Source organism: Roseateles puraquae (genome assembly GCF_002205845.1).
GTDB lineage: Bacteria > Pseudomonadota > Gammaproteobacteria > Burkholderiales > Burkholderiaceae_C > Pelomonas > Pelomonas puraquae.
On sequence record NZ_NISI01000003.1, the window covers coordinates 184649 to 200972 of the forward strand.

17 protein-coding genes are annotated in these 16324 nt (G+C 66.8%); 8 read left to right on the forward strand and 9 right to left on the reverse strand.

All coding sequences use genetic code 11. The annotated features are described in order from the left end of the window. The first annotated feature begins 22 nt into the window (after positions 1-22). On the forward strand, positions 23-1237 hold the full coding sequence (locus CDO81_RS10770) for a polyhydroxyalkanoate depolymerase (protein ID WP_088483209.1): 1215 nt from the start codon (positions 23-25) through the stop codon (positions 1235-1237). A gap of 178 nt (positions 1238-1415) precedes the next feature. On the opposite strand, the gene CDO81_RS28775 is transcribed toward CDO81_RS10770, so the two are convergent. Both CDO81_RS28775 and xseA read right to left on the reverse strand, forming a co-directional pair. Beyond that, on the reverse strand, positions 1416-1997 hold the full coding sequence (locus CDO81_RS28775; protein ID WP_241516951.1) for a superoxide dismutase: 582 nt from the start codon (positions 1995-1997) through the stop codon (positions 1416-1418). A 60-nt stretch (positions 1998-2057) separates the two neighbouring features. Beyond that, positions 2058-3323 (reverse strand): exodeoxyribonuclease VII large subunit, encoded by a 1266-nt coding sequence (gene xseA, locus CDO81_RS10775; RefSeq protein WP_420893051.1) that lies wholly within the window; start codon positions 3321-3323, stop codon positions 2058-2060. A 386-nt stretch (positions 3324-3709) separates the two neighbouring features. Here xseA and CDO81_RS10780 point away from each other — a divergent pair, with 386 nt between their 5' ends. From CDO81_RS10780 to CDO81_RS10810, 7 genes are all read left to right on the forward strand, one after another. Beyond that, positions 3710-4327, forward strand: a complete 618-nt coding sequence (locus tag CDO81_RS10780) for a MotA/TolQ/ExbB proton channel family protein (RefSeq protein WP_088483210.1) — start codon at positions 3710-3712, stop codon at positions 4325-4327. Between the two features lie 28 nt (positions 4328-4355). Continuing rightward, positions 4356-4772, forward strand: a complete 417-nt coding sequence (locus tag CDO81_RS10785) for an ExbD/TolR family protein (protein ID WP_088483211.1) — start codon at positions 4356-4358, stop codon at positions 4770-4772. Further along, positions 4738-5793, forward strand: coding sequence for a tetraacyldisaccharide 4'-kinase (gene lpxK, locus CDO81_RS10790; RefSeq protein WP_241516953.1), 1056 nt, complete (start codon positions 4738-4740; stop codon positions 5791-5793). Before CDO81_RS10785 ends, lpxK begins: the two co-directional genes overlap by 35 nt. Further along, on the forward strand, positions 5793-6002 hold the full coding sequence (locus CDO81_RS10795; protein ID WP_088483213.1) for a Trm112 family protein: 210 nt from the start codon (positions 5793-5795) through the stop codon (positions 6000-6002). The genes lpxK and CDO81_RS10795 overlap by 1 nt, the downstream gene beginning before the upstream one ends. Positions 6003-6023: 21 nt before the next feature. Beyond that, positions 6024-6761 carry a 3-deoxy-manno-octulosonate cytidylyltransferase gene (gene kdsB, locus CDO81_RS10800; protein WP_088483214.1) on the forward strand — a complete coding sequence of 246 codons (738 nt, stop codon included), beginning with the start codon at positions 6024-6026 and terminating at the stop codon, positions 6759-6761. 112 nt (positions 6762-6873) lie between these two features. Beyond that, a complete protein-coding gene (gene adk / locus CDO81_RS10805) occupies positions 6874-7530 on the forward strand; it encodes an adenylate kinase (RefSeq protein ID WP_088483215.1) in 657 nt (218 codons plus the stop codon). A 99-nt stretch (positions 7531-7629) separates the two neighbouring features. Next, positions 7630-8388 carry a 3-hydroxyacyl-CoA dehydrogenase gene (locus CDO81_RS10810; protein WP_088483216.1) on the forward strand — a complete coding sequence of 253 codons (759 nt, stop codon included), beginning with the start codon at positions 7630-7632 and terminating at the stop codon, positions 8386-8388. 101 nt (positions 8389-8489) lie between these two features. Here CDO81_RS10810 and CDO81_RS10815 read toward each other — a convergent pair whose 3' ends face one another. The 7 genes from CDO81_RS10815 to CDO81_RS10845 form a co-directional block, all read right to left on the reverse strand. Next, complete coding sequence (locus CDO81_RS10815; RefSeq protein ID WP_144397212.1) at positions 8490-9737, reverse strand: hypothetical protein; 1248 nt, start codon at positions 9735-9737, stop codon at positions 8490-8492. An 83-nt stretch (positions 9738-9820) separates the two neighbouring features. Next, positions 9821-10258: an ExbD/TolR family protein gene (locus CDO81_RS10820; RefSeq protein WP_193466495.1), complete on the reverse strand. Its 438-nt coding sequence runs from the start codon at positions 10256-10258 to the stop codon at positions 9821-9823. Between the two features lie 15 nt (positions 10259-10273). Next, on the reverse strand, positions 10274-10702 hold the full coding sequence (locus CDO81_RS10825; protein ID WP_088483219.1) for an ExbD/TolR family protein: 429 nt from the start codon (positions 10700-10702) through the stop codon (positions 10274-10276). 33 nt (positions 10703-10735) lie between these two features. Beyond that, positions 10736-11563 (reverse strand): MotA/TolQ/ExbB proton channel family protein, encoded by an 828-nt coding sequence (locus CDO81_RS10830; protein ID WP_088483220.1) that lies wholly within the window; start codon positions 11561-11563, stop codon positions 10736-10738. A gap of 83 nt (positions 11564-11646) precedes the next feature. Continuing rightward, the gene (locus CDO81_RS29115) at positions 11647-12294 is read right to left on the reverse strand and encodes an energy transducer TonB (protein ID WP_088483221.1); all 648 of its coding nucleotides are present in this window, start codon (positions 12292-12294) and stop codon (positions 11647-11649) included. A gap of 406 nt (positions 12295-12700) precedes the next feature. Further along, entirely contained in the window at positions 12701-13402 is a 702-nt protein-coding gene (locus CDO81_RS10840; protein WP_088483222.1) for a 2OG-Fe(II) oxygenase, read from the reverse strand. 69 nt (positions 13403-13471) lie between these two features. Then, positions 13472-16150 carry a TonB-dependent receptor gene (locus CDO81_RS10845; RefSeq protein WP_158218241.1) on the reverse strand — a complete coding sequence of 893 codons (2679 nt, stop codon included), beginning with the start codon at positions 16148-16150 and terminating at the stop codon, positions 13472-13474. Positions 16151-16324: the final 174 nt, after the last annotated feature.

Consider the following 16324-nt stretch of genomic DNA (forward strand, 5'->3'; position numbering starts at 1 on the left):
TCACCGCCACGCAGGAGATGCCATGTACCCCGCCTACCAGGCCCAAGCCGATCTCCTCTGGCCCCTGCGCACCCTGAACCGTCTGACCCTGCCCCTGCTGGACCAGCCCGGCCTGGACGACTTTCCCTGGCTGCCCACCCGCCCTTGGCGCGCGGCGGGCAAGGTCTTCGACCTCGCCCAGGTCACGCACACCCGGCCACCCTGGCGCATCGGCGAGGTGACCCAGGGCGGCGAGCGTTGGCCCGTCACCGAGGAAGCCGCGCTGACCACCCCCTTCGCCACCCTCCTGCGGTTTCGCAAGGACGGCGCACCCGCCCAGCCCAAGGTGCTGGTGGTGGCGCCCATGTCCGGGCACTTCGCCACGCTGCTGCGCGACACCGTGCGCACCCTGCTGCAAGACCACGACGTCTACGTGACCGACTGGCACAACGTGCGCGACGTGCCGCTGGCCGCCGGCCGCTTCGGGCTGGACGAGTACACCGGCCATCTGATCGACTTCCTCGCCGCCATCGGCCCGCAGGCCCATGTGGTGGCGGTGTGCCAGCCTTGTGTGAGCGCGCTGGTGGCGGTGTCGGTGATGGCCGAGGACGACCACCCCGCCACGCCGGCGAGCCTCACGCTGATGGCGGGCCCGATCGACTGCCGCGTCAGCCCCACGGCCGTCAACAAGCTGGCCACGAGCAAGCCGATCGACTGGTTCCGCAAGAACCTCATCAGCCATGTGCCCTGGCAGCACGCAGGTGCGGGCCGGCGCGTCTACCCGGGCTTTGTGCAACTGTCGGCCTTCATGAGCATGAACAAGGACCGGCATGCAAACGCCTTCAAGGACTACTACAAGCACATCGTCGCCGACGAGTTCGACAAGGCTGAGGTGACGCGCACCTTCTACGAGGAGTACCTCGCCGTGGCCGACCTGGCGGCTGATTTCTACCTGGAGACGGTGGAGCGCGTGTTCCAGACCTTCGACCTGCCGCGCGGCGAAATGACCTACCGGGGCCGCCGCGTGAACCCCGCCGCCATCCGCCGCACCGCGCTGCTGACCATCGAAGGCGAACGCGATGACATCTGCTCCGTCGGCCAGACCCTGGCTGCGCAGGATCTCGCCAGCAGCCTGAAGCTGTTCATGCGCACCCACTACATCCAGCCCAATGTGGGCCACTACGGCGTGTTCAGCGGACGGCGGTGGCAGCACCAGGTGTACCCGCTGGTGCGCCACGTCATTCAAGTCTCGCAATGAAAGAAGCCGGCTCGATGCCGGCTTCTTTCAGGGATTTCGGGCCGAGCGCCGGGCCGCCCCAAGCCGGCCCGCGCTGGCGATGTGCAAGCGGCTCGATGCCGCTTGCATCGGCGTCCCCTTGGGGGACCGACCAGCCTCGCCGCGTTCAGCGGGCGAGACTGGGCGAGGGGCCTCCTCGTCAGGCGAAGTTGGCTTCGGCGAACTGCCAGTTCACGAGGTTGCTCAGGAAGGTCTCCACGAACTTCGGGCGCAGGTTGCGGTAGTCGATGTAGTAGGCGTGCTCCCACACGTCGACGGTCAGCAGGGCCTTGTCGGCGGTGGTCAGCGGCGTGCCGGCGGCGCCGGTGTTGACGATGTCGACCGTGCCGTCCGCCTTCTTGACGAGCCAGGTCCAGCCGGAACCGAAGTTGCCGACGGCGCTCTTCACGAAGGCTTCCTTGAAGGCGGCGTAGCTGCCCCACTTGGCGTTGATGGCATCAGCCAGCGCACCGCTGGGTTCGCCACCGCCATTGGGCTTCATGCAGTTCCAGAAGAAGGTGTGGTTCCAGATCTGGGCGGCGTTGTTGTAGATGCCGCCGGAGCTCTTCTTGACGATCTCTTCGAGCGTCAGGGATTCGAACTCGGTGCCCTTTTGCAGGTTGTTCAGGTTCACCACGTAGGCGTTGTGGTGCTTGCCGTGGTGGAACTCCAGCGTTTCCTTGCTGTAGTGCGGGGCCAGCGAATCGATGGGGTAAGGCAGCGGGGGCAGCGTGTGTTCCATGGTGTCAACCTCGGTGATGAATGGGGGAAGAGAAACGCGGCGGATTGTAGGGAGAGCCGATCACCCCTGCGGCAATGGCCGTACCCGCAGGACTTGCATGTCGGCGCTACCGTCCGCCAGCACCGTGCGCACCTCCCGGCCGGGCGCCAACGCCGTGATCGACGTGATGGCACCGCCCTGCCCGTCGTCCAGCCAGGCATAGCCGCGGGCCAGCACGTGGTGCGGGTCCAGCGCCTGCAATCGGGCCTGCAAGGCGTCAAGCCGGCTGCGTTGGCGCAGCACGACCTCTCGCTCAGCGCGGTCCAGCCGCTGGGCGAGGTGGGCCAGGCGCTGGGCCTGCAGCTCCACCCGGCGGCGCGGCGCCGCAGCGGCACGCTGGGCCAGCAGACCGAGCAGGCGCTGCTGGCGCGCGATCAGGTCGCTTGGGCGCGACAGGCGCAGCGCCAGGCGGTCCAGCCGCTGGGCCAGCGACTGCAGGCGGTGGTCCAGCCGCAGCGCCAGCGCGCGCTCGAGGCTCGCCAGCTGGCTCAGCAGCGCGTCGCGTGCAGGCGCTGCCAGCTCCGCCGCTGCCGTCGGCGTGGGGGCTCGAAGGTCGGCCGCCAGGTCGCACAGCGTCACATCGGTTTCGTGGCCGACACCGCACACCACCGGCAACCCCGACGTGGCCACGGCTCGCACCACGCGCTCGTCATTGAAGGCCCACAGGTCTTCGAGCGAACCGCCTCCGCGCACCAGCAGCAGCACGTCCACCTCCGCGCGCTCATTGGCTGTTTGCAGCGCACGCACCAGGGCCGGGGGCGCCTCCACGCCCTGCACCGGGCTGGGGTAGACCACCACCTCCACCTGCGGCGCACGACGCGCGAGCGCCGTCAGCACGTCATGCAGCGCGGCCCCGGCCGACGAGGTGATGACGCCGATGCGCTGCGGATGCGGCGGCAGCGGCCGCTTGGCTTGCGCATCGAACAGGCCTTCGGCCGCGAGCCGCGCCCGCAGCTTCAGGAACTGCTCGTACAGCGTGCCGGCACCCGCCCGGCGCATGGCCTCGACGACGAACTGCAGCTCGCCCCGCGGCTCGTACACCGCCACGCGCCCGCGCACCTCGACCAGCACGCCCTCACCCGGCGAAAAGTCCAGCAGGGCCGCCGCTCGGCGGAACATCGCGCAGCGCAGGCTGGCCGCCTGGCCGTCAGCATCCTTCAGGCTGAAATAGCAGTGGCCACTGGCCGCACGGGTGAAACCGGCGATCTCGCCGCCCACGACGACCACCGAGAAGCGGTCCGTGAGGGTCTGAGACACCGCGGCCAGCAGCCCGGCCACGCCCCAGATCCGACGTCCCGATGCGGGTTCGCGAGGCTCAATCACGCGCAAACCCAATGCCGGCGCGGGTCGGGAAGTCCACAGCCGCGCCAATGCTTGCTTGGCGGGCCATTTCGCGCGGCAAGCGCGTCACGGCGTTGTCATGCACCCATAACCTCTTGTTTTTCAATTCGATTTCCGCTGCTCAAACTTGAGGCAAGTTGTTCAAGGCCTTGATTTGACGGCCCTCGCGGCCCACCGCCCCGAGCTTGTCAACAAAGTTATCCACAGCAACGGTGGATGGTTGTGAGCGGGCGCAACTTGGGGTGCGCCATGGGCAGACCGTGCGATTCCAGGGGCCATAATCCCGCGCACTCAGCGGCCGGTGGGCGGCCGCTCTTTCGACGGGGACGACCTTGTTTTCGATCATACAAGCCGCCGGTTGGCCGATCTGGCCCTTGCTCCTGTGCTCCGTGGTGGCCCTGGCCCTGATCATCGAACGGCTGTCGAGCCTGCGGGCCAAGCGCATCATGCCGCCGCGCCTGCTTGACGATGTGCTCAACGTGACCTCGCAGCAGCTGCCCGCGCCCGACGTCGTCGACCGCCTGGCCGAGTCGTCCATCCTGGGCGAGGTGCTGGCCTCCGGCCTGCGCGCCGTGCGCACCGAGCCTCAAATGCCCGAGGGCAAGCTGCGCCTGGTCTTCGAACTGGCCGGCCGCCGCGCGGTGCACCAGCTCGACCGCTACATGAACACCCTGGGCACGATCGCGACTGCCGCCCCGCTGCTGGGCCTGATGGGCACGGTGGTCGGCATGATCGAGATCTTCGGCAGCCAGACACCCGGCGGCAACAACCCGGCGCAGCTGGCGCATGGCATCTCGATTGCGCTCTACAACACCGCTTTCGGCCTGATGATCGCCATCCCGGCCTTGGTGGCCCACCGTTACTTCCGCGGTCGCATCGAGGAATACGTGCTGGAGCTGGAAGCCGCCGCCGACCGCTTGCTGGGCCAACTGCGCCGCTACACCGTCTGATCGCCGCCCACCCCGGATGAACTGACCCATGAGATTCCGCTCCCCGCAAAGCGAGCCGCCGGAGATCAACCTGATCCCGTTCATCGACGTGCTGCTGGTCATCCTCATCTTCCTGATGCTGTCGACGACCTACTCCAAGTTCACCGAACTGCAGATCACGCTGCCGTCGGCGGACGCCGAGAAGCTCAAGGACCGGCCGCGGGAGGTGATCGTCGGCATCGCGGCGGACGGCCGCTTCGTGGTCAACCGGCAGCCGGTGGAAGGGCGCTCGGTCGAGATCCTCGTCACGTCGCTGCGCCAGGCGTCCGGCGGCAACACCGAGGCTTCGCTGATCATCTCCGCCGACGCCGCCACCCCGCATCAGGCGGTGGTCAATGTGATGGATGCGGCACGCCGCGTGGGGCTCACGCGTGTCACCTTCGCAGCCCAGACCGACGCTCGCTGAGCGAGCGAGCCGGCGCCTGCAGGAGGAGTGGCTGACGGGCGGCGCCCTTTCGGCGAGCCTGCTGCCCCTGTCCTGGCTTTATGGGGGCCTGCTGGCCCTGCGCCGGCTGGCCTACGCGACCGGCCTGAAGCGCGTGGAACGCCTGCCCGTGCCGGTGATCGTCGTGGGCAACTGGATCGTCGGCGGCGCCGGCAAGACGCCCACCACCCTCGCCTTGCTCGAACTGCTGCGGGCGCGCGGCCTGCGGGCCGGCGTGGTGTCGCGCGGCTATGGCCGTGAAGAAGATGGCATTGGCCTGGTCACGCGGGTGTCGACCGCCCGCGAGGTCGGCGATGAACCGCTGCTGCTCCACCTGCGCGGCCGCGTACCGGTCGCCGTCGGTCGCGACCGCGTGGCGGCAGCACGCGCGCTGCTGGCGGCTGAACCCGGGCTGCAAGTGCTCGTCAGTGACGACGGCTTGCAGCACTGGCGCCTGCCGCGGCAATTGAGCGTGCTCGTGTTCGACGAACGCGGCCTGGGCAATGGCCGGCTGTTGCCGGCCGGCCCGCTGCGCCAGCCGCCGCAGCGGCTCGCGCCTCATGAGCTCGTTGTCTACAACGCGCCGCGTGCCAGCACCGCGCTGCCGGGCGCTGTCGCCGAACGGCGGCTGTCGGGCGCGGTGGCCCTGGCCGACTGGTGGGCAGGGCAGCCGGCGCGCATGGAGACCCTGCTGGCCCTGCGCAACAAGCCAGGGCTGCTGGCCGTGGCGGGTGTGGCCCGTCCGCAGCGCTTCTTCGACATGCTGGCCGGTCTGGGCCTGAACCTGCAGACACTGGCCCTGCCCGACCACGCCGACTTCGCCGCCCTGCCCTGGGCCGCCGACGTGCCCGGCATCGTGCTGACCGAGAAGGACGCGGTGAAGCTGCCGCCGTCACGTGTCGGGGACCTGCCCGTCTGGGTCGTGGCGCTAGACTTCGCGCCCGGCGCCGGCTTCGAGGCCGCGCTGGACGACCACCTCCCCACTCTTTTGCGCCGAGCCTGATGGATCAACGCCTCATCGAAATGCTGGTCTGCCCGCTGTGCAAGGGGCCGCTGACAATGCTGCGCGACGGCGAGCTGCCCGCGCTGGGCTGCCGTGCCGACCGGTTGGCCTTCCCCATCCGTGACGGCATCCCGCTGATGCTGGAAAACGAAGCCCGCCCCTGGGACCCGGACACCACCAGCACGCCGGCCCCGCTGGCGGCACCGTGACGCCCGTGAGGGTCTGAACCCGTGAGCTTCACCGTCATCATCCCGGCGCGGCTGGCCTCCACGCGGCTGCCGAACAAGCCCCTGGCCGACATCGCCGGCCTGCCCATGATCGTGCGCGTGGCGCGCCGGGCCGCCGAATCCGCCGCCGGCCGCATCGTCGTGGCCACGGACGCCCCCGAAGTCGCCGCCGCCTGTGCGGCCCACGGTGTGCAGGCCTTGATGACTCGCGCCGACCATCCCTCGGGCAGCGACCGCCTCGCGGAAGCCGTCGAGCAGCTCGGCCTCGCGGACGACGCCGCCGTGGTGAACGTGCAGGGCGACGAACCGTTGATCGCGCCCGCCATGATCGACGCCTGCGCGGCCACGCTGGCCGCCCAGCCGGACTGCGTCATGGCCACCGTGGCCCACGCCCTCACCGAGCCTTCCGAGTTTGCGAACCCGAATGTCGTCAAGCTGGTGACCGACAAGTCGGGCCGGGCGCTGTACTTCTCGCGCGCCCCCATCGCCTGGTGGCGCGACGGTGCCGGCGCGCCCAACCAGGCGCTGCGCCATGTCGGGCTGTACGCCTACCGCGCCGGCTTCCTGCGGCGCTTCCCGACGCTGGCGGTCAGCCCGCTGGAGCAGATCGAATCGCTGGAGCAGCTCCGGGTGCTGTGGCACGGCGAGCGCATCGCGGTCCATGTGAGCCAGGAACGACCGGGCCCGGGTGTCGACACGCCCGAGGATCTCGCCCGCGTCAGGCAGCTGCTTCAGGGTTGATGCCCGGGCTGGCGCGTCAGGCCAGCGAAAGTCCGCATGCGATACTCGACCGCTGACCCCGGGGCGGCGCGCTTGACCGTGACGCCCCCGCGCGAATAGTTCGAGGAGACCCATGCGATTGATCCTTCTGGGCGCCCCTGGCGCCGGCAAAGGCACCCAGGCTGCCTTCATCTGCAAGCAATACGGCATTCCGCAGATCTCCACGGGCGACATGCTGCGCGCGGCGGTCAAGGCGGGCACGCCGCTGGGCCAGCAGGCCGATGCCGTGATGAAGTCAGGCGGCCTGGTCAGTGATGACCTGATCATCGCGCTGGTGAAGGAACGCCTGGCCCAGCCCGACTGTGCTGGCGGCTTCCTGTTCGATGGCTTCCCCCGCACCATTCCGCAGGCCGACGCGATGAAGGCGGCCGGCGTGAAGCTCGACTACGTGCTTGAGATCGATGTGCCGTTCGACGCCATCATCGAGCGCATGAGCGGCCGCCGCTCGCACCCGGCATCGGGCCGCACCTATCACGTCAAGTTCAATCCGCCCAAGGTGGAAGGCGTGGACGACGTGACCGGTGAACCGCTGGTGCAGCGCGACGACGACAAGGAAGAAACGGTCAAGAAGCGCCTGGAGGTCTACTCGGCCCAGACGCGCCCGCTGGTCGACTACTACTCGCAGTGGGCCGCCACGGGCGACGCGGCGGCACCGAAGTACCGCCGCATCGAAGGCCTGGGCTCGGTCGACGACATCACGCGTCGCGCACTGACCGCGCTGAGCAGCTGACAGCCCCAGCCCCGACAAAAGCCGCGGCGCCTCGAGCCCCGCGGCTTTTTTGTCGGCCACAATTGACGTTTACGTCAATCAACCCAGGAGATCCTCATCATGGAAATCGCAGGCAAGGTGTTCATCGTCACCGGCGGCGCCTCGGGCCTCGGCGAAGGCACGGCACGCATGCTGGCCGCCCACGGCGGCAAGGTCGTCGTGGCCGACCTTCAGGCAGAGCGCGGCGAGCAAGTGGCCAAGGACATCGGCGGCGTGTTCGTCAAGTGCGACGTCAGCCAGGAAGCCGATGGCCAGGCCGTGGTGGCTGCGGCCACGGGTCTGGGCAAGCTGGTCGGTCTCGTCAATTGCGCGGGCATCGCCCCGGCGATGAAGACGGTGGGCAAGGACGGCGCGCATTCGCTCGCGGCCTTCAGCAAGACCATCACGGTCAACCTGATCGGCAGCTTCAACATGATCCGCCTCGCGGCGGAGGCCATGGCGAAGAACGAGCCGGAGTCGACCGGCGAGCGCGGCGTGCTCATCTCGACCGCCTCGGTCGCGGCGTATGACGGCCAGATCGGCCAGGCGGCCTATGCAGCCTCCAAGGGTGGCGTGGTGGGCATGACCCTGCCCATCGCCCGCGACCTGGCGCGCAACGGCATCCGCAACATGACCATCGCCCCGGGCATCTTCGGCACGCCCATGCTGTTCGGCATGCCGCAGGAGGTTCAGGATGCACTGGCGGCCAGCGTGCCCTTCCCCAGCCGCCTGGGCAAGCCGGAGGACTACGCGAAGCTGGTGCATCAGATCGTCACCAACGACATGCTCAATGGCGAAGTCATCCGGCTGGACGGCGCGATCCGTCTGGCGCCGAAGTGAGCTAAAAGGCTGCAGGGGCGCACTGCCCTGACCACGAAAAAAGAGGCCCCACGGGGCCTCTTTGTCTAGGCACGTGCCGGCTCGGGGCCGGCAAGCCTGCATCACTTCTTGGCGCTGCGCGCCTGCACCTGCCACAGGCGGGCCAGCTCGCCGGAGCCGTCCGTGCCCTTGACACCGCGCCAGGCGGCGATGGCCTTGGAGGTCTCGCCCGCGTTGTAGTAAGCCAGGCCTTGGTAGAACTTGGCATCGTCGGCGCGGGTGAAGTTGTCCTTCGCCATGCCGGCGTCGACCAGCGCGAGGCCACCGGCCTTGTCGCCCGCAAATACGCGCTGCAGGCCCAGCTTGACCAGCTCGTCGCCCGTCTTGGCGTCCTTGGCGGCCTTCTCGGCATTGGCGGCATCCGCCTTGGCTTCGTTGGACTTCTTGACCATCAAGTCCAGCAGGCGCTTGTGACGCGCACCTTCGGCACCCTGACCGAGGATGTTCGCCGACAGGCCCTGCTCGACGATCTTCTTGCCTTCGTCGGGGTAGCCCGCCTGCGCGGCCAGTTGGGCGGCTTCCATGTAGTCGTCAGCCGTCTTCAGGTTGCCCGTGGCCAGCTGCAGGCGATAGACGTCCATCGTGAATCGCGATGCGAAACCCTTCTTGCCCTGCAGGCCACCGAGCACCTGGGCCCAGAGTTCCTTGCGCGGGTAGTAGTTGAGCAGTCGCTCGACCGCATAGGACTCGGTCGCCGCATCACCCTTCTTCTGGGCGGCGTAGAGCAGGATGTTGAGCTTGTCCTGGCTCGGCGCCTTGCCGGCCTTCTCATCGGCTTGGACTTCGGCCAGGGTGTCCTTCAGGACGGCCGTCATGTCGCCCGACTTGAACTGGGCCTGCTGCTGCATCTGCTTGACCGACGCGCTGCTACCGCCTGCGGCAAAGTACTTGTTGGCCCATTCCAGCGTCTTGGCGGCGTTGCCAGCACGCAGGTAGGTGCCCGCGATGGCTTCCATGTATTGCAGCTGCTGCGGGCCGCCGAGCTTGGCCTTCAGCACCTCGAAGGAGCGAGCCATGGTGTCGGGGTCGCTGGCGCCCATGGCGGCCGAGAAGCGCACGCCTTCGATGGCGTTGTTCTCGCCGGGCGTGCGGCCACCCACGGCTTCTGCATCACGCAGCTTGGCCAGGGCTTCCTTGTACTTGCCGGCCTTGACCAGCTTGCTCGCCTCACCCAGCGGGGTGCCGACTTCCTTGCGCACGGTGTCCTGCGCAGCAGCCTGGCTCATGCCGAACTCCGCGCCGGGCGCGCCGTTCAGGGACAGGGCCAGGGCGCCAACGGCGACAGCCACGATGGATTTCAAAGCTTTCAACTTGCTCTCCTGAAAAGCAAAAACGCGCCGCCCTTTCGGGCAGCGCGCATCACAGTATCGGTGTCAGCGGTCCCGAGGTCACGTCACTTGACGTATTGCTCGTTACCGACCATGCCCATCTTCTTGACGCTGTTGCGCTGGGCCGAGGCCATCACGGCAGCCACAACCCCATAGTCCACCAGCTTGTTCGGCTTGATGTGGACTTCGGGCTGCTCACCGATCGGCTTCGAACCGATCTCCTGCATCTTGGCGTTCACGGCGTCGATGTTCGGCAGCGCGGTTTCGTCCCAGTACACGGTGCCGTCAAAGTCGATCATGACGGTGTGCACGACCGGCTCTTCAGTCGGCGGGTTCGGGCTCGGCGGCGGCATGTCGAGATTGATCGTGTGCAGCTGGATGGGGATGGTGATGATCAGCATCACCAGCAGCACCAGCATCACGTCGATCAGCGGCGTCGTGTTGACGTCCATCATGACATCGGGTTCACCGCTGCCCGAAGAACTTCCAACATTCATTCCCATGTTTGACTCCTGGGCTCAACCGCCGCGCGCAGGCGGCTCGGTGACGAAATTGATCTTCATGATGCCGGCGCGTTGGCAGGCGAAGATCACACGACCGACCGACTCGTAGCGGGACTTGTCGTCGCCGCGGATGTGCACCTCGGGCTGCGGATTCTTCACCGATTCCTTGCCGAGGCGCTTGACGAGCTCCTCCATGTCGGGAATCAGCTTGGTGTTCCAGTAGACGTCGCCGTCCTTGCTGACCGAGAGTTCGATGTTTTCCGGCTTCGTGACGCGGACGATGTTCGTCTCCTTTGGGAGATTCACAGCGATCGTCTGCGTCACCACCGGCACGGTGATGAGGAAGATGATCAGCATCACCAACATCACGTCCACGAGGGGCGTGGTGTTGATGGTTGCATTGACTTCGTCCTCGCCGGAAGCAGATCCGACGTTCATGCCCATAGCTTGAGCTCCTTATCGAGAGCGAGCCAGGACTCAGCGCTTGGCGACGGCGCGGTTGCCCATCAGGACGCCGTGCAGGTCACCGGCGAACGAACGAACCTGACCCATCACGGCCTTGTTGCGGTTGACCAGCCAGTTGTAGCCCAGCACGGCCGGCACGGCGACGACCAGACCGATGGCGGTCATGATCAGAGCGGCGCCCACGGGGCCGGCCACCTTGTCGATCGAGGCCTGACCGGCGACGCCGATGGCGGTCAGCGCGTTCAGAATGCCCCACACCGTACCGAACAGGCCGATGAAGGGAGAGGTCGAACCGACGGTCGCCAGGAAGCCCAGGCCGGCGGAGATCTTGGTGTTGACGTCAGCGACGGCGCGCTCGACGTTCATCGTGACCCAGCTGCTGTGATCGATGTTCTCGGTCAGGGCGCCTTCGTGGTGCTCCGAAGCCTCGACAGCGGCGGTGGCGATGTAGCGGAAGGCGCTTTCTTCCTTCAGGCCCTTGATGCCATCAGCCAGGCTGGGCTTCTTGAAGAAGGTGGCGCGGACTTCCTTGGCTTCGGAAGACAGCTTGCTCGTGTCCCACAGGCGCACGACCAGGATGTACCACGAACCCATGGACATGATGGCCAGGATGGCCAGCACGACCTGGTCAACCACGTTGCCGTGGGCAACGATGTTGGCCAGGCTGTAGGGGTTTTCTTGCTTGGCGGGAGCAGCAGCGGGCGCGGGGGCGGCACCTGCGTCGGCCACAGCGGCCGAGGCGGCGTCGGCCGGCTTCTGGTCTTGCGCGTGGGCGGGCGAAACAGCCAGGGTCGCGGCCATGGCGATGGCGGCCAGGAAGCCGGTGATGCGAGAAATCATGGAGTCAACTCCTAGGGAAAGATTCTGGTTTATGCGGTTCTGAATGCGCCCCGCGGGGCGCCGGGATCACAACGGAGAAGTTCTTATTCGATCTTGAACTGGAACTCCTGCTCGAACACGTGATCGCCTGGGCATTCGTAGGTGTCACGCAGTGCCGCTTCGATCGACTGGACCAGTGCGCGCTGCGCCTTGCGGTCCACACCGCCTCGCAGCGAGGTGATTTCGACGGCCGTCACGCGACCGGCCTTGACGGTGGCCACGGCCTTATAAAGGGCGTCGCCACTCCAGTTGACCGACGGCACTTCGGGCTTGCCCATCTTCGTGCAGACCATGCCGGCGGTGACCTTGCCAGCCGGCTTCGGTGCTGCGGGCGGTGCTGCCGGGGCGGGCGCCGGCTGCGGCCGGATTTCGGCCACGGCAGGCGGGGCCACCTGGGTGGACTGGATGGCCGGGGCCGGCGGCGCCGGTGCGGTCACCTGGAACTCGGGCGGCGGCACGAAGGGCGGCGGCGGCGCCTTGAGATCCGGCGGCGGAGGCACCACCTTCTCGGGCGGCGGCGGAGGCTTGACCTTCTCCTCGATCACCTTCACGTCGATCGGGCCGGTGACCTTCTTGACGAGATCCTTCGCGAGGCCGCTGGCCAGCGCGTAGATGGCCACGACGTGGATCAGGACAACGATACCGAAGCCCGTGAACCGGGACGCGCCCTGCTTCTCCTGCGCAAAATTCATGCGCGCTCCTTCTTGCAACTACAAATCACAGTCAAAGACTTCTTCTGAGGAACGTGACCACCGCCGCAGCAGGAAGTTGCGTCCCTGCCGCCAACAAGTCCCCGAAGGGCATGCATTCTAGACCGCGGAAATAACCGTTCCGCCTCGTCGAAAACACGCAGTAGGGCCAGTGTGCAAGGCTTCTTTACAGCACCTGTTCGCGCCAAAAAAAACGCCCGGTGGCCTCAGCCGTCGGGCATGCGTTTCATCGCCACGAGCCAGGCGCAGGGAAACTGCACCTCTGGCCGAACCTGGCCACGCGGCATCTTAGCCCCCCGGTTTGGGGCACTTTCCTGGGGCTAACCCGGGCAGCGGGAACAGCGCGATTACACGCATCTCGACACAAATGCAGTCGGCGCCAGAGCGCTCACGCCGCGATCAGCCATCCCGTGATGGCATTGCGCTGCCCCTGCGCGAATGGCGGCACATACGATACGAAGTGCGTTTGTGGTACCGCAAACACCGACATTGAATTGAAATGCGGGAAGAAGGTGTCGCTGACGCTGCCATCCGGACGGCCGAAATGCAGCAGGCCGCCCCAGTCCGGGCGCCATTGGCGGGTCAGATTGATCACATACGCCAACCGGCGGTTCTCGGCGTCCACATGATCATCGTGTGCCAGCAGGAAACTCCCCGGCGCGTACATCGTGGCCTGCGCGTACACGCGGTTCACCTCCGGGATGCCGGTGATGCGGCGCATGATGGACAGGAAGGCCTCGTCGGCCATGTAGCGAATGAAGCGCGCGAGCAGCCCTTCGTCACCTCGCTTCAGGGCGTCGCCGAGCGACTCGGTGTAGAAGGAGAACTGAAACTGTCGCCGCGCCACTTCGACGATGCCGTCCACGAGATAGGCGCGCTGGCTGTCGTCAAGGCTGCGTAGTTGTTCGCCGGTCAGGCGGCGATCGCCCTTGGCATCGCGATAGCACAGGCTCCAGTCGATGGCCTCGACGGCACGAGCGAGTGCCTCGGCCACCTCGGGCCTGAAGAAGTCGCGGATCAGCAGTCGGCGCTCGGCGCCGAACTCCGCATGGAGGCGGTCCAGGTCGAGTGCGGGGTTGAGGTAGTCCATGAGGGGCGCCTCTGAGAAAGAAAAAAAGCAGGCCCGAAGGCCTGCTCATTGTGGTTCGACCGGGAAGGGTCAGAACTTGTAGTTGGCGCGCACGTAGAAGCTGCGGCCCTTGACGTCGGCATAGGTCGGGTCGAAGCCGACCTGGAAGTAGTCTTCCTGCACCGTGACCGGGGGCTTCTTGTTGAGCAGGTTCAGCACGCCAGCGGTCAGGACCAGGTTCTTCACGCCCTTGTACTGGCCTTGCAGGTTCCACAGGTCGTACTTGGAGACGTGACGGACTTCGTCGTAGTCGCGGTAGCCGCTCTGGCGGAAGTAGCGAACGCCGGCCGCCCAGGCGCTGGTGTCCCAGTCGAGGCTGAAGTTCTGCTTCACGCGCACGATGGGGCCGCCGAGGTAGTACTTGCCGAGGTTGTCTTCGACGTCACCGGTGACGACGTTGGTCTCGCTGCTCTTGGTGACGATGGTCGCTTCCCAGGCGGGGGTGAAGCTGCCGAACTCGGTGCGCACGCGGTACTTGGCTGCCAGGTCGAAGCCCTGTGCCGTGGCCTGACCCACGTTCTCCAGAGAGGCCTTGACGTAGTCGAGGTAGCCCTGGGCGTTCTTGATCAGGCGGTTGGCGTAGACCGAGGAGCTGGTCGTCGGGCCGGTCTGGTTCTTGTACCAGTCCTTCAGGATGTCGTCGCCAGACAGCGACTTGATGCCGTCGGTGATCTTGATGCTGAAGTAGCCGACTTCCATCGAGAGGTCCTTCATCGGCTCGAACACGACGCCGACGGTGGCCGTCTTGGACTTCTCAGGCTTCAGGTTGCGGTTGCTGTTGTTCTGCACCGTCAGCTGCGTGTCGCAGTAGTTGGTGTTGGGCTTGGCAGCGCAACCCACGGCGGTGTTGTAGTACGGGTCGTTGAAGTTGCCGCCCGTGTTGGTCAGCGACGACGGGGCGTACAGGTTGTCCAGCGCCGGGGCGCGGAAGCCCTTGCCGTAGGAGCCGCGCACCAGCAGTTCCTTCATCGGCGTCCAGCGCAGGCCCACCTTCGGGCTGGTGGACGACAGGTTGGGCGAGCTGAAGGAGCCGTCACGCGAGGAACCCGAGGCGCCCGTGTAGCGGTCGGCACGCACGGCGGCGTTCAGTTCCAGGTTCTTGATGACGGGCAGGTTCAGCTCGGCGTACAGACCCATGGTCTTGCGTTCGCCGCTGACCTTGCCGGCCGTGCCGGAGCCACCGACGATGTCGCCGGATCCGGCGATGTCGGAGTAGCCGTCGAGGTACTTTTCCTTGCGGAGGTCCAGGCCGGCGGCCAGCGCCGCGTTGCCGCCCGGCAGCGCGAACAGCTCACGCGAGGCCGACACGTCGAAGGCATCGAGCGTGGTCTTGGACGAACGGTTGTTGCCCGACAGCTCGGCCTCCTTCAGCAGGGCCAGGCCGACGGCGTCGTTCGGGCCAAAGGGGTTGACCAGGCCGGTCTTGAGCACGCGCACCAGCTGCGTGTCGGAGAAGTTGCCGGTCAGGAAGTCTTCCTTGGCCTTGGAGGTCGCGCGCATCAGGCCGACCTTGTAGTCCCAGCCGGCCAGGGTGCCCTCGGCGCCCACCAGGGCACGGGTCATGTCGTTGGTGACCTTGGTCAGGCGCTGACCGCCGTCCACGATGCGCCAGGCGATGACGAGGTCACCGCGATAGCCTGCGCTGGAGGACGCATCCACGGCAGCGGTGGGGTAGTACTTGCCACCGGCGGGGTAGTAGTAGTCATCACGGCCCGAGGTGCTCGACGGGGTCTGCGACGAACCCAGCGTGATCTCGTTGCGCGAGTAGGACAGTTCGGCGAACAGCAGATGCTCGGCGCTCAGCTCGGCCGTGCCGCGCAGCAGACCACCGATGCGGGTGGACGCCGGCACGATGTCGATCTTGCTGGTGTAGTCGTAACGGCAGTTGGCCGAGCCCTTGAAGCTGTCCGGCGGGTTGCAGTTCGGGAAGCCGGCGACGCCCGGGATGTAGGCGCCGGTCTGCGCGTTGTAGGCGTTGGCCGGGAAGGTGTTGCCCGAGGACTTCACGACGCCCAGGTCCGGGCGATTGCCGGTCTTGGCGAAGTCACGGTCAGCCGCGCGGATCACGTCGTATTCCTGGAAGCTGAAGCTGCCGAGGATGTTGAACTTGTCCTTGGCCAGGTCGCCGAAGCCGACGCCGCCCTGGGCCGACACGACGGTGCCGCCGGTGGCCTGGGGCTGCTCGTAGCTGGCGGTGATTTCGCCGCCACGGAAGTCCTTGCGGGTGATGAAGTTGATGACGCCGCCGATGGCGTCGGAGCCATAGGTAGCCGAGGCGCCGTCACGCAGGATTTCGATGCGCTCGATGGCAGCCAGCGGGATGGCGTTCAGGTCGACGCCGGCGCCAGCGAAGGGATAGATCGCCAGCCGGCGACCGTTCAGCAGCACCAGGGTGCGCTCGCGGCCCAGGCCGCGCAGCGAGGCGCCGCTCTGGCCGGTGGCGTTGGAGTCACCGATGGACTGGCCGAGCGAGCGGCCGCCGCCGTTGTTGGAGCTCAGGCGGTCCACGAGTTCCTGCACGTTGGACGCACCGGACTTGTCGATGGATTCGCGGGTCACGATGGTCAGCGGCACCGCGGTTTCGGCATCGATGCGCTTGATGCTGGAACCGGTGATTTCGATGCGCTCCAGTTTCTGGGCGTCCTGCGCCAGCGCAGTGCCGGCGGCAACGGCCAGCACGGCGCTGGTGATGATGGTTTTCTTGAACACTGTGACTCCTTGAGGGGTGAGGCTCGCCGTGATTGGCCGGCGATGCTGGACCGGGGTGTGGTCAGCCCAAGTTCTGGGGTGGCAGGAGTTTGTGCGGGCGCAACATGGCACCAGGCCAAGGAAAGCCCCTAGGCAAGCGAGATGCCCAGATAACCCTTTGATGCGTAAAGATAT

Bases quoted from the DNA above. Each gene is read 5' to 3' on its own strand.
- CDO81_RS10770 (WP_088483209.1), top strand. From the start codon at position 23: ATGTACCCCGCCTACCAGGCCCAAGCCGATCTCCTCTGGCCCCTGCGC.
- CDO81_RS28775 (WP_241516951.1), bottom strand. From the start codon at position 1,997: ATGGAACACACGCTGCCCCCGCTGCCTTACCCCATCGATTCGCTGGCC.
- CDO81_RS10785 (WP_088483211.1), top strand. From the start codon at position 4,356: ATGAGATTCCGCTCCCCGCAAAGCGAGCCGCCGGAGATCAACCTGATC.
- CDO81_RS10795 (WP_088483213.1), top strand. From the start codon at position 5,793: ATGGATCAACGCCTCATCGAAATGCTGGTCTGCCCGCTGTGCAAGGGG.
- adk (WP_088483215.1), top strand. From the start codon at position 6,874: ATGCGATTGATCCTTCTGGGCGCCCCTGGCGCCGGCAAAGGCACCCAG.
- CDO81_RS10810 (WP_088483216.1), top strand. From the start codon at position 7,630: ATGGAAATCGCAGGCAAGGTGTTCATCGTCACCGGCGGCGCCTCGGGC.
- CDO81_RS10820 (WP_193466495.1), bottom strand. From the start codon at position 10,258: ATGGGAATGAATGTTGGAAGTTCTTCGGGCAGCGGTGAACCCGATGTC.
- CDO81_RS10825 (WP_088483219.1), bottom strand. From the start codon at position 10,702: ATGGGCATGAACGTCGGATCTGCTTCCGGCGAGGACGAAGTCAATGCA.
- CDO81_RS10830 (WP_088483220.1), bottom strand. From the start codon at position 11,563: ATGATTTCTCGCATCACCGGCTTCCTGGCCGCCATCGCCATGGCCGCG.
- CDO81_RS29115 (WP_088483221.1), bottom strand. From the start codon at position 12,294: ATGAATTTTGCGCAGGAGAAGCAGGGCGCGTCCCGGTTCACGGGCTTC.
- CDO81_RS10840 (WP_088483222.1), bottom strand. From the start codon at position 13,402: ATGGACTACCTCAACCCCGCACTCGACCTGGACCGCCTCCATGCGGAG.